The 12,841-nt window shown below is 44.3% G+C and carries 8 protein-coding genes; 6 read left to right on the top strand and 2 right to left on the bottom strand.

The features are described from left to right. Positions 1-102 precede the first annotated feature (102 nt). A complete protein-coding gene (uvrD, locus tag Q7674_RS21285; RefSeq protein WP_008985978.1) occupies positions 103-2,274 on the top strand; it encodes a DNA helicase II in 2,172 nt (723 codons plus the stop codon). A 100-nt stretch (positions 2,275-2,374) separates the two neighbouring features. Here uvrD and ggt read toward each other — a convergent pair whose 3' ends face one another. Both ggt and rarD read right to left on the bottom strand, forming a co-directional pair. Then, positions 2,375-4,138, bottom strand: coding sequence for a gamma-glutamyltransferase (gene ggt / locus Q7674_RS21280; protein ID WP_305423298.1), 1,764 nt, complete (start codon positions 4,136-4,138; stop codon positions 2,375-2,377). 117 nt (positions 4,139-4,255) lie between these two features. Beyond that, the gene (gene rarD, locus Q7674_RS21275; protein ID WP_305423296.1) at positions 4,256-5,179 is read right to left on the bottom strand and encodes an EamA family transporter RarD; all 924 of its coding nucleotides are present in this window, start codon (positions 5,177-5,179) and stop codon (positions 4,256-4,258) included. 206 nt (positions 5,180-5,385) lie between these two features. Here rarD and recQ point away from each other — a divergent pair, with 206 nt between their 5' ends. From recQ to polA, 5 genes are all read left to right on the top strand, one after another. Then, positions 5,386-7,236 carry an ATP-dependent DNA helicase RecQ gene (gene recQ, locus Q7674_RS21270; protein WP_045064475.1) on the top strand — a complete coding sequence of 617 codons (1,851 nt, stop codon included), beginning with the start codon at positions 5,386-5,388 and terminating at the stop codon, positions 7,234-7,236. Positions 7,237-7,555: 319 nt separating this feature from the next. After that, positions 7,556-7,861 carry a DUF3630 family protein gene (locus Q7674_RS21265; protein ID WP_023931312.1) on the top strand — a complete coding sequence of 102 codons (306 nt, stop codon included), beginning with the start codon at positions 7,556-7,558 and terminating at the stop codon, positions 7,859-7,861. Between the two features lie 134 nt (positions 7,862-7,995). Continuing rightward, positions 7,996-8,700: a 7-cyano-7-deazaguanine/7-aminomethyl-7-deazaguanine transporter gene (locus Q7674_RS21260; protein ID WP_023931314.1), complete on the top strand. Its 705-nt coding sequence runs from the start codon at positions 7,996-7,998 to the stop codon at positions 8,698-8,700. Between the two features lie 78 nt (positions 8,701-8,778). Next, a complete protein-coding gene (locus tag Q7674_RS21255) occupies positions 8,779-9,222 on the top strand; it encodes a GNAT family N-acetyltransferase (protein WP_045064478.1) in 444 nt (147 codons plus the stop codon). A gap of 774 nt (positions 9,223-9,996) precedes the next feature. Continuing rightward, positions 9,997-12,768, top strand: a complete 2,772-nt coding sequence (polA, locus tag Q7674_RS21250; RefSeq protein ID WP_305423295.1) for a DNA polymerase I — start codon at positions 9,997-9,999, stop codon at positions 12,766-12,768. Positions 12,769-12,841: the final 73 nt, after the last annotated feature.

Below are 12,841 nucleotides of genomic sequence, written 5' to 3'. Positions count from 1 at the left end.
ATTGCGAATAATTGAGTAAGGCAGGAAAAATGAAGATATCGAGGCAATCTTTTTTCGTGCTGTTATAATCGTCACCATTGTATAAATAACCAGTAGATAGCGATGGACGTTTCACTCCTATTAGATGGGCTCAATGATAAACAAAGAGAAGCGGTGGCAGCACCGTTGGGTAACCACCTCGTACTAGCGGGTGCAGGCAGTGGTAAAACACGTGTGCTGGTTCATCGCATTGCTTGGTTGTTATCGGTAGAGCAAGCGTCACCGTATTCGATCATGTCGGTGACCTTTACCAATAAAGCGGCAGCAGAAATGCGTGGTCGTATTAATGAGTTAATGCAAGGCTCCAGCGCGGGGATGTGGAATGGTACTTTCCACGGCTTATGTCACCGTATGTTGCGTGCCCATTACCTTGATGCTCGTCTGCCTGAAGATTTCAATATTCTTGATTCTGACGATCAGATGCGTCTATTGCGCCGTTTGATCAAAGCACAGAATTTAGATGAAAAACATTGGCCTGCCCGCCAAGCTGCGTGGTACATCAATGCCAAAAAAGATGAAGGTTTACGTCCTAAGCACGTAGAGACTTATAACGATCCGGTGGAGAAAACTTGGCTGCGTATTTATAGCGCTTACCAAGAAGCCTGTGATCGTGCGGGTATGGTGGATTTTGCCGAGTTATTGCTGCGATCTTACGAGTTATTGCGTGATAACAAGCATATTCGTGAACATTATCAAGCGCGCTTTAAGCATATTTTGGTGGACGAGTTCCAAGATACCAACAGCATTCAGTTTGCGTGGCTACGCTTAATGGCAGGGCCTGATTGCCATGTGATGATTGTTGGTGATGATGATCAGTCGATCTATGGTTGGCGTGGTGCGAAGGTAGAAAATATTCAACGTTTCTTAAATGAATTTAACGAAGCGTCGTCGATCTTCCTTGAGCAAAACTACCGTTCAACAGGCAATATTTTGAACGCTGCCAACGAACTTATCGCCAATAACAACGAGCGTATGGGTAAGAAGCTGTGGACGGAAGGCGGTGAAGGTGAGCCGATTTCACTTTACTCTGCGTTTAACGAGCTTGATGAAGCACGCTTTGCGGTGGGCAAAATCAAAGAGTGGCGTGATCAGGGTGGTAGCTTGAACGAAACGGCTTTCTTGTACCGTAGTAACGCCCAATCTCGCGTATTGGAAGAAGCATTGATTCAAGCAGGTTTGCCGTATCGTATTTACGGTGGTATGCGCTTCTTCGAACGCCAAGAAATTAAAGATGCGTTGTCTTACATGCGTTTGATCTCAAACCGTAACGATGATGCGTCCTTTGAGCGTGTGGTGAATACCCCAACCCGTGGTTTGGGGGATCGCACCTTAGAAACCATTCGTTTAGCCGCGCGAGATCGTGGCTTAACCATGTGGCAAGCAAGTATTGCGCTGCTGGAAGAGCAAGTATTGGCTGGTCGTGCAGGTAATGCCCTGCGTCGTTTTATCGAGCTTATTAATGCGCTTGAAGACGACACCGCTGAATTGCCAATGTACCAACAAACTGACGAAGTGATCCGTAACTCCGGTTTACGTGCGATGTATGAGCAAGAAAAAGGCGAAAAAGCTCAAGCTCGTATAGAGAACTTAGAAGAATTGGTGACCGCGACCCGTCAGTTTGAGATCCCAGAAGAAGCCGAAGACATGAGCCCGTTAGCGGCGTTCTTAGCCCATGCTGCGTTAGAAGCGGGTGACGGTCAGGCGGATGATTTTGAAGATGCGGTACAGCTGATGACTATGCACAGCGCCAAAGGTCTAGAGTTCCCTGTTGTGTTTATGGTTGGTGTGGAAGAGGGCATGTTCCCAAGTTCACGTACCACCGAAGAAGTGGGACGTTTAGAAGAAGAGCGTCGTTTGTGTTACGTGGGTATGACCCGTGCGATGCAAAAGCTGTATATCACCTATGCAGAAATGCGTCGTTTATATGGCAAAGATAATTTCCATAAACCATCACGTTTTATTCGTGAAATTCCCGAGCAGTTCGTAGAAGAAGTGCGTATGAAAGCGCAAGTGTCACGTCCTGCAAGCAGTGGTCGTTTTAGCCAAGCGCAAGTAAATAACAACTTCAATGAGACGGGCTTTAATCTAGGTCAGCGTGTTGAGCATCCAAAATTTGGTGAAGGCACCATCATTAATTTTGAAGGCAGTGGCGCACAAAGTCGTGTGCAAGTTGCGTTTAATGGTGAAGGCATTAAATGGTTGGTGACCCAGTATGCGAAGCTAACACCAATGTAATAAATAGCGTTAAGCGAGTATTAACCGCTTAAATAAAACAAAGCCCAGCACATTTCGTGGCTGGGCTTTTTTGTTATTTTTTGATGATGGATACGTGGGATTATCGGCTGATCACTTTGCCTTCTCGGCGTGGATCGGCGGCACTGGTGAGCTGCTCTGGAGCAATGCTAATGGCTTGAATACCCGAATTCAGATCTTTGATTTGGGTTTTATAACCCAGTTTTTCGAGTTTCGGTGCCCACGCAGTTGCTGCGGTGTTTTGCTCTAATTCAAAGGTGCCAAAACGGTTATTCATGTTCGGTAGATTGATCGCTTGCTGTAAATCCATTCCCCAATCCAGGTAAGCGACCAGCGTTTTGGCGACATAACCGATGATCTGACTGCCACCCGGAGAGCCAATGGTCAGTACCGGTTGATTATCTTTCATCACTATCGTCGGTGTCATTGACGAGCGTGGACGCTTGCCCGGCTCAATGCGATTGGCAACAGGGACACCATCAATTTGGCTACGGAATGAGAAATCCGTGAGCTCGTTATTAAGTAAAAAGCCACGGACCATCAAACGTGAGCCAAAGCTGTTTTCAATGGTAGAGGTGAGCGATACCACATTGCCTTCTTTATCAACAATGGATAGATGAGTGGTCGATGGCAGCTCAATCGCTTCATTGCTCGTTTGTTTCTGCGCATGATCCCATGGTGGCGAGCCTGGCTCTACTTTGGTTAATGCTTGCTTGCCCTGTAGTAATGCCGCACGTTGCGCTATGTAAGTTGGATCTAATAAGCCTCGGGTTGGCATGGGTACATAATCATTGTCAGCCATATAGCGACCACGATCGGCAAACGCAAGGCGTGAAGCATCACCAATTAAGCGCCAGCTTTCGACATTATCAGCGCCTAATTTCGCCAGCGGATAATGATTTAGCATTGCCAATATTTGTCCTAATGTCAGTGCGCCAGAGCTTGGTGGCCCCATGCCACACACTTGATATTGACGATAAGGAGCACAAATAGGCTCTCGTTGTTTGACGCTATAGCTGGCAAGATCCATGGTATTTAATACCCCTGGATTGCCTTCTTCTTGCTGTACGGCTTCGACAATATCACGGGCAATATCACCCTGATAAAACGCTTTGGGGCCGTAATCAGCAATTTGGCGTAAGGTGTTAGCATAAGCAGGGTTGGTTAGCTTAGTGCCTGCTTTTATAGGGGTGCCATCATTATCAAAAAAGTAGGCTTTGGTTGCTGGATAACGACTTAAATGCTGTGCATCTTGCTCAATCATTGCCGCTAATCGAGGGCTGACAATAAAGCCATCTTTTGCCAATTTAATCGCAGGTAAAAATAGGCTCTTCCACGCTAATTTGCCGTATTGCTGATGGCTTCGCCACAAGAGTTTAATGGTGCCCGGCGTGCCGACTGAGCGCCCACCAACAACTGCATCATAGAATTTTAGCGGTTTACCTTGATTGTCTTGAAACAAACGGGGAGTGGCAGCAAAAGGTGCGGTTTCTCGACCATCAAAGGTTGTCATTTGGTTGTTGTCGCTATCCCAATAAACCAAGAACCCACCGCCACCAATACCTGACGATTGAGGCTCTACTAAGCCTAAAATCAATTGTGCAGTGATCATCGCATCCACTGCACTGCCGCCTTTACTTAAAACATCAGCTCCTGCTTCGCTGGCATATTTATTAGCAGTGGCGATCATCCATTCTTTACCCTTCACCAGTTGCTGAGATTGCTGACTAATGGTTGGTTCTGGCTCAATATTATCAGAGGCTTGTGATGCTTCATTGGCAAAAACAGGTAATGAAAAACAACAAGCACTCAATAACAGGGCAAAAGGTGGGGCAAACCTTGGCATAGATGATCCTTCTGAGTGGGCTAAATGACGTAACTGAACACTATTTTATACTTTAAATTTATAGGTTTAGGTAATAAAAATGAGAGATATATCATACATATCACATGATCTTTCACATCACGGTACTTTACGGTGTCGTTTCACTTGAGAAGACTGCAAACGGTGAGTACGAATACCATCAACACTGAACAACAGCAGGGCGAACCAAATACAGCCAAAGGTGATCCCATGCTCTAATTTAAACGGTTCTTGATAAAGAAAAATGGCGAGAATAAACATCAAACTCGGGCCAATATATTGGAAGAAACCTAAGGTCGAGAATTTCAACTTGGTGGCAGCGCCAGTAAAACACAGCAGTGGTAAGGTGGTCACAATACCTGCGGCAAAAAGTAATAGGTTTAAATCCAGTGGGTTTTGGTCAAGGTTGGCTGTAGGGCTATCAGTAATAAAGATAAGGTAAATGGCTGCTAGCGGTAGCAGAACGCAAGTTTCAATAAAAAGACCCGTTTGGGCATCAATATTGATTTTCTTACGAAGCAAACCATAAAAGCCAAAACTGATCGCAAGGGCAAAAGCTATCCATGGTAGTGAGCCAAATTGGATCAGCTCGGCAATCACGCCGATGGCAGCAATCAGTACCGCTCCCCATTGCAGCGGGCGTAACCTTTCCCCTAACACAAGCATCCCAAGCAACACGTTTAGCAGTGGGTTGATGTAATACCCTAAGCTTGCATCCAAAATATAATCATTATTCACCGCCCAGATAAAAATAAGCCAATTACAGCCAACTAATAGAGCTGAGATGAGGAGTAAAAAGAGGGTTTTGGGCTGCTTTAAGATCGCGCTAACACGATGGCGTTGACGACCGATGATGATGATCAGGGCGAGAAAAAAGAATGACCAAATCACACGATGGCTCAGGATCTCCAAGGCAGTGACTTGTGATAGTGATTTAAAATAAATCGGTGCGATGCCCCACATGGTGTAGGCAGCAATAGCGAGAATGATGCCACGTTTTGCTAGATTGTTGTTATCTTCCATGAAACTCCAAATCTAAAGTTGGTTAAATTTTATTCTTTAGCAGTATATATAGTGAGGTGGTGATTATTCCAGCATTTATTTTTATTATGGGAGAAAAGGTTAGGGAAAAACAGGGCTGCGTTTTTCATTGATAGCCCAGTTAGTGCCTCGCATCAATGGGGGCTTTAGGTATAGAATGAACGCCCTGTTTAGCCAAGAGCCTTACCATGTCATCCGTTTGTCACAGTGAACCTTGTTCTACGTTATCTGCTCCTTGTTGTGAATCTGTTCTCCAAGATGTTTTTGGTTACCAGCAATTTCGCGTGGGTCAACAGGATGTGATTGATGCCGTTAACCGTGATGAAGACTGTTTGGTGATCATGCCAACAGGCGGTGGTAAATCCTTGTGCTATCAAATCCCTGCTTTATTAAAAGAGGGAGTAACCTTGGTTATTTCCCCTTTGATCTCCTTGATGAAAGATCAGGTCGACCAACTCAAAGCCAATGGTGTTGTTGCCGCTTACATTAACTCCACCATGAGCCGTGATGACATTTTAGCTGTGTTTGAAGCGATGCAAGCTGGCAGCGTGAAACTGGTGTATGTGTCACCGGAACGCGTGTTAACCCACGATTTTATTGATCGCTTGCGTGATGTGCCGCTAGCAATGGTTGCCGTCGATGAAGCTCACTGTATTTCCCAATGGGGACATGATTTTAGACCTGAATATGCGGCGTTAGGTTTGCTTAAGCAGTCGTTTGATAATCTGCCCGTGATGGCACTTACCGCGACCGCTGATGAAACCACCCGTCATGACATTATTCAGCGCCTAGGCTTATCGCAGCCTCATGAGTATTTGGGCAGTTTCGATCGTCCCAATATCCGTTACACCTTATGGGAAAAGCACAAGCCGCTGACGCAAATCATTCGCTATATAGAAGGTATGCGAGGCCAATGCGGCATCATTTATTGTAATAGCCGTAAAAAGGTAGAGCAGATCAGCGAGAAGTTGCGAGACAACGGTATTCGTGCTGAAGCCTATCATGCAGGGCTTGAGCATGCTGAGCGTGTGCATGTGCAAGATGCTTTCCAACGTGATGATATTCATGTTGTGGTGGCTACCGTTGCTTTTGGTATGGGGATCAACAAACCCAATGTCCGTTTTGTGGTGCATTTTGATATTCCTCGTAATATCGAATCCTATTACCAAGAAACAGGGCGCGCAGGACGTGATGGCTTACCTGCTGAAGCGGTAATGTTTTACGATCCTGCTGATTTAGCATGGTTACGTCGCTGCTTAGATGAAAAGCCAGAAGGGCAACAAAAAGATGTTGAGCGACATAAGCTCAATGCGATGGGCGCTTTTGCCGAAGCGCAAACTTGTCGTCGTCAGGTGTTATTGCATTACTTTGGTGAGCACCGTGATGAGCCGTGTGGTAACTGCGATGTATGTTTAGATCCGCCTAAGCGTTTCAATGCGGTGGAAGTGGCGCAAAAAGCGTTATCTTGTGTGTACCGTGTGCAGCAAAGCTTTGGTATTACCTATATTGTGGAAGTGCTGCGTGGGATGCAAAACCAACGCATTCGAGAGCATGGGCATGACAAACTCAGCACCTATGGCATCGGTCGTGATTACAGCCATGAATATTGGGTCAGTGTATTACGCCAGTTAATTCATTTAGGGTACTTAACCCAAAATATTAGTCGTAACTCGGTGTTGCAGCTAACGGAAAAAGCCCGTCCTTTATTGCGTGCAGAAGTCAGCTTAGAGCTCGCAGTACCTAGACTTGATAACATTGCTCGTACGATGAAAGTGAACAAGTTGGTGAATCGTCAGTACGATAAAAAGCTTTTTGCCAAGTTACGTAAGTTGCGTAAAGCCATTGCTGATGAAGAAGATCTGCCACCATACGTGGTATTTAATGATGCCAGCTTAATGGAAATGGCAGAGCGATTACCGACATCAAACGGCGATTTTCTGGCAGTAAACGGGGTTGGGCAGCGAAAGCTTGAGAAATATGGTGAGGTTTTTCTCGGTTTGATCCGCGATCATTTACTCGCTATTGATGAGCCGCATTAAGCGCGAAATAGCAAAAAACAGGCATAAAAAAACCGGGCTCATGGTAAGCCCGGCTAGAATGCGTTAAAGAAACAGCCTTAATAGGGTGTTTGGTCACGACAAAACAGCTTGCGTATTTGGTGGAATATTCATTTCACCGGACTGCTAGGTCATGCGACGGGACTCGCGATAACGTGCTCTAGCAGCAGCCTAATAAGACCATGATAAGAAGTGGAATACTAGAGCAACCTTAACCTTTGTAATGCTAATTAACACTTGGTTACATCAAGGGATAACAAGGATTGAAACCCGCTATTTAAAGCAATAAATAGGAGTCATGATGACAGCAGTAACAAGTCACGTATTCGGTATTCGTCAGTTTGATCGCGACGCGCGTTTTTTATCGATTGAAAGTCCTGAATTTGATTTCGATAGTTTTGATGCAATCGCAGAATCTTTGTTACTCGCCATTGATGCTACTGTGGTGGAGAAAGAGAGCAATGCCGATCTACATATTTGGCTGATTGATTTTGAAGGTTGTCGTTTGCTGTTAAAAGGTGAGCATTACAGTGGGGCGTTATGGCTTGAAGCCATGAGTGATGACGATGAAGAAACACTCACTTTTATTGCGAGCTTATTAAATTAATCTCGCTGGTAAGATCAAAAGCTAGGCAAGCAAGCTGGTTTCTGTATAATCGCCGACCTGGTCGTTGTTGGCGATAAAACGCTGGCAACAAAGTATGTTTGGGTTCCCTCCCCCCATTGACAAAAAGGTCTCACATGACGACTGCTTTATCTCAATCTAACGCAACACCTTCTTTTACTCCGCAACAACAACGTAAAGCTTTAGGCTACTTAGTGCTATTTCACCTTTTGGTGATCGCATCAAGTAACTACTTAGTACAACTCCCGTTCACCGTATTTGGTTATCACACCACATGGGGCGCATTTACTTTTCCTTTTATCTTTCTTGCTACTGATTTAACTGTCCGCATTTTCGGAGCAGGCATGGCACGTAAGATCATTTTTCGCGTCATGACGCCCGCTTTAGTGGTGTCGTATGTCCTTTCGGTCGTATTTTTCCAAGGTGAATATCAAGGGTTAGGCCACTTAGGTGAGTTTAATCTGTTTGTTGCCCGTATTGCGATCGCAAGTTTTATGGCTTACTTGTTAGGGCAAATTTTAGATGTGTCAGTGTTTAACCGTCTACGTCAGTTAAAGCAATGGTGGGTAGCACCAACGGCTTCAACTATCTTTGGTAATGCCATTGATACCATTGCTTTCTTTGGCATTGCATTTTACCAAAGCCCAGATCCATTTATGGCAGCAAACTGGACGGAAATCGCGCTGGTGGATTACAGCTTTAAATTGATCATCAGCTTAGGTTTGTTTGTGCCGATGTACGGTGTCTTGCTCAATTATTTAATTGGTAAACTAACCGCAGTATCGCCACAGCCTTTCGGGGCAGTGAAAACCAATCAATAATGGTTGGGATGAAATATAAAGATAATAAAGCCGATCGCATGATCGGCTTTTTTCACTTTAATGATGGAGAAGAACAACATGGATTTACAGATAAGAGAAGCGAGCATCGAAGAAGCTATTGAAGTGCTCCATCGTATTGTGGAATTTGCCGCTCCTATTTCTTTGGCAGAGTTAACGGCACGTTTAGCAAATAAGTCTGCTTTGATCTTAGTTGCTGAAAACCAGCAACAGTTAGTTGGAGTGAAAATAGGTTATGCGCTCGATAAGCAAGTATTTTATAGCTGGCTCGGTGGTGTATTGCCTGCAGGGCGTGGGCACGGTGTGGCACAAGCATTGTTAGAAACACAAGAAGCCTGGGTTATTGATCAGGGCTATCAACAACTCACGGTTAAATCGAGAAACCGCTTTCCTGCAATGGTGAGATTATTAATGCGAAATGGCTATCTTATTGAAGATATAGAGAAAAAAGAAGGGGTACTCGATTATCGCTTACACTTTCGCAAAGCACTGGTTAAAAAATAACGCCTAAATGACAATTATTCTCAATAAAGTACTTGCAAGTTAATTGAGAATGGTTATTATTAACAGGCACTCAGGCGATAGGGATGGAACATAATCATATCGCTTTGATGGCACGACATTGCTCACATTGCTTCCAGTGTACTACAGCTAAGGTAGCGTGTTATTAGTGTAGGGCTGATAACCGAACACCACTTCTGCTGAGCGACGCCACATTACGTAGCGTCGCTTTTTCTTTTTTTAGTCTTTTCTATTCGTTTGATCGTTTTTTCGTCTTTGATGCATGACTGGCATTGATAGGATCGTCATAACATTTATCAACGCCATACCACGGTAGATTTTCAGATAACTCACGTTGTAAAAGCCTTCACTCGCTTAAAATTACCGCAATTCCTTTCGTTTTGGCATTGTTACTAAGCAAATCGTCTGATTTTTATTGGATTATTAGGGGATAAAAGTTTATCCAAAGAAGGTTTTCCACAATGATTGATCAAATTGGGATCGAGGATCTAATTTGCTGTTAACGCATAAGTGCATGATAACAAATAAAATCATTCTAACTTTTTAAAATTAAGCAAAAAACGATCAACTGGCATAAATTAAATACTAACAAAGTTATCCACAGAAAACGGAAGGGTTGTAGAAATCATTGGTTAACACTTGCCTCAGGGCATGGCATTCTATGAGTTATTGCATTTTTTCTGTCGCTCAGCGCCTAATATGGTCGATAATAGAGCTAACTTGAACGACTTATCGCTTGGATATAAGAATAACCCTATGGCAACTATTCCAGAAAATCCATTGATCCTGATTGATGGATCCTCATACCTTTATCGTGCTTACCACGCAGCACCCAATTTCACCAATTCTGACGGTGAGCCAACAGGTGCTGTTTATGGCGTTGTGAATATGCTGCGTAGCATGTTACGCCAGTTCTCTACAGAGCATATTGCGGTGATCTTTGATGCGAAAGGTAAAACTTTCCGTGATGATATGTTCCCTGAATATAAAGCTAATCGTCCTCCAATGCCGGATGATCTTCGTGGTCAGATCGAGCCGCTACATGCTGTGATCAAAGCCATGGGCTTACCATTGATCTCGATTTCAGGGGTTGAAGCCGATGACGTGATTGGTACGCTAGCTACCCAAGCCTCACAGCAAGGTATGCCGGTACTTATCAGTACGGGTGATAAAGATATGGCGCAGCTGGTGGATCAAAATATTACCTTGATCAACACCATGACAGATGTAGTGATGGATCCAGCTGGGGTTGTGGATAAGTTTGGGATCGGTCCTGAGTTGATCATCGACTACCTTGCTCTGATGGGCGATAAAGTGGATAACATTCCAGGTGTACCGGGTGTGGGTGAGAAAACCGCAAAAGCATTATTAACCGGTATCGGTGGTTTAGATGCGCTGTATGACAACCTTGATGACATTGCACCATTGGGTTTCCGTGGCTCTAAAACCATGGCTAAAAAGTTGCTTGATAATAAAGAAGCCGCTTACATGTCATACAAGCTTGCGACGATCAAATTAGATGTTGAGCTTGATGTTAAACCTGATGAACTTCGTAAAGGTGTGCCTGATACTGATGCACTAACTGAGTTATTTGGTAAGTTACAGTTCCGTCGTTGGCTAACAGAAATGTTAGAAGGTAGCGATGGTCGTATAGTTGCGGATGAAAAATCTGGCAATGCGCCAGCTGAGAAAAAAGCAGTAGCTCCAACTATTGATCGCAGTGGTTATGAAATCATTCTGGATGAAGCAGCTTTCAACGTATGGCTTGAACAACTAAAGGCAGCGAAAGCCTTTGCCTTTGATACTGAAACTGATGGTTTGGATTACATGACTGCCAATGTGGTCGGTGTCTCTTTTGCCATTGAAGAAGGAAAAGCGGCCTATGTACCCGTGGCTCATGATTACCTTGATGCGCCAGCACAGCTTGATCGTGATTGGGTATTAGCTCAATTAAAACCGCTGCTTGAAGATCCAAATCAAGCCAAAATTGGTCAGAACTTAAAGTTTGATGCCAGTATTGTGGCGCGTTACGGCATAGAAATGCAGGGTATTGTATTTGATACCATGCTGGAATCTTATGTATTTAACAGTGTTGTTGGCCGCCATGATATGGATAGCCTAGCTCTGCGTTATCTTGAGCATAAGAACATCAGCTTTGAAGAGATCGCAGGTAAAGGTAAAAAACAGCTAACGTTTAATCAAATCGATTTAGCGCAAGCTGGCCCTTATGCGGCAGAAGATGCTGATATTACTCTGCGTTTACACAATGCGTTATATCCAAAAGTGGAAGCTGACGAAAAGCTTAAGCACGTTTTTGACACTATCGAAATGCCATTAGTGCCAGTGCTTTCACGTATGGAGCGCACCTGCGTGTATGTCGATAGTATGTTGCTTGGCGCACAATCGACAGAAATTGCAGCACGTCTTGATGAGCTTGAGAAGAAAGCGTTTGAAATTGCCGATCAAGAATTTAATTTAAGCTCGCCGAAACAGCTGCAAGCGATCCTGTTTGAAAAGATGGGGTTACCGGTTCTAAAGAAAACTCCATCAGGTACACCTTCAACCAATGAAGAAGTGTTACAAGAGTTAGCGCTTGATTACCCATTGCCTAAGTTGATTTTAGAATATCGCGGACTTGCAAAACTGAAATCTACTTACACCGATAAACTACCTAAGATGGTGAACCCAGCAACGGGTCGAGTTCACACTTCTTACCATCAAGCGGTTACAGCAACAGGTCGTCTATCTTCAAGCGATCCAAACCTGCAGAATATTCCAGTACGTAATGAAGAAGGTCGTCGTATTCGCCAAGCGTTTGTCGCACAAAGTGGCTACAAGATCTTAGCGGTCGATTACTCGCAAATTGAATTACGTATTATGGCGCACTTATCGGGTGATAAAGCGCTACTGGATGCTTTCCGTCATGGTAAAGATATCCACGCCGCAACGGCTGCTGAAATCCTTGGCTTAGATATTGAGCAGGTAAGCAGTGAGCAACGTCGTCGTGCTAAAGCGATCAACTTTGGTTTGATCTACGGCATGAGTGCGTTTGGTTTGGCGAAGCAGCTAGATATGGGACGTAATGAAGCGCAAGATTACATGAACGTGTACTTTGAACGCTATCCAGGCGTGTTGGAATATATGGAAAGCACCCGTAATACTGCGTCAGAAAAAGGTTATGTTGAAACCTTATTTGGTCGTCGTTTGTACCTGCCTGATATTAAGTCGCGTAATGGCTTACGTCGTAAAGCCGCTGAGCGTGCAGCGATCAACGCCCCAATGCAAGGTACGGCTGCAGATATTATTAAACTCGCAATGATTGCGGTTGATCATTGGGTGCAGCAACAACCTCAAGATGAAGTGCGTTTATTAATGCAAGTACACGATGAATTGGTGTTTGAAGTGAAAGAATCAGCACTTGAATCCGTGACTGCTGAAGTAAAAGCATTGATGGAGCAGGCAGCGACATTAGATGTACCATTGATTGCGGATGCTGGTTTCGGTGATAACTGGGATCAAGCGCACTAAGACTGAGTTGTAATCATCAAACTTATCATTAAATAGTCAGCCATTAGCTGGCTATTTTTTTTGTTAAAAATAA

The organism is Photobacterium leiognathi (assembly GCF_030685535.1).
Taxonomy (GTDB): Bacteria; Pseudomonadota; Gammaproteobacteria; order Enterobacterales; family Vibrionaceae; genus Photobacterium; species Photobacterium leiognathi.
This window is presented reverse-complemented; position numbering and strand designations above follow the sequence as displayed.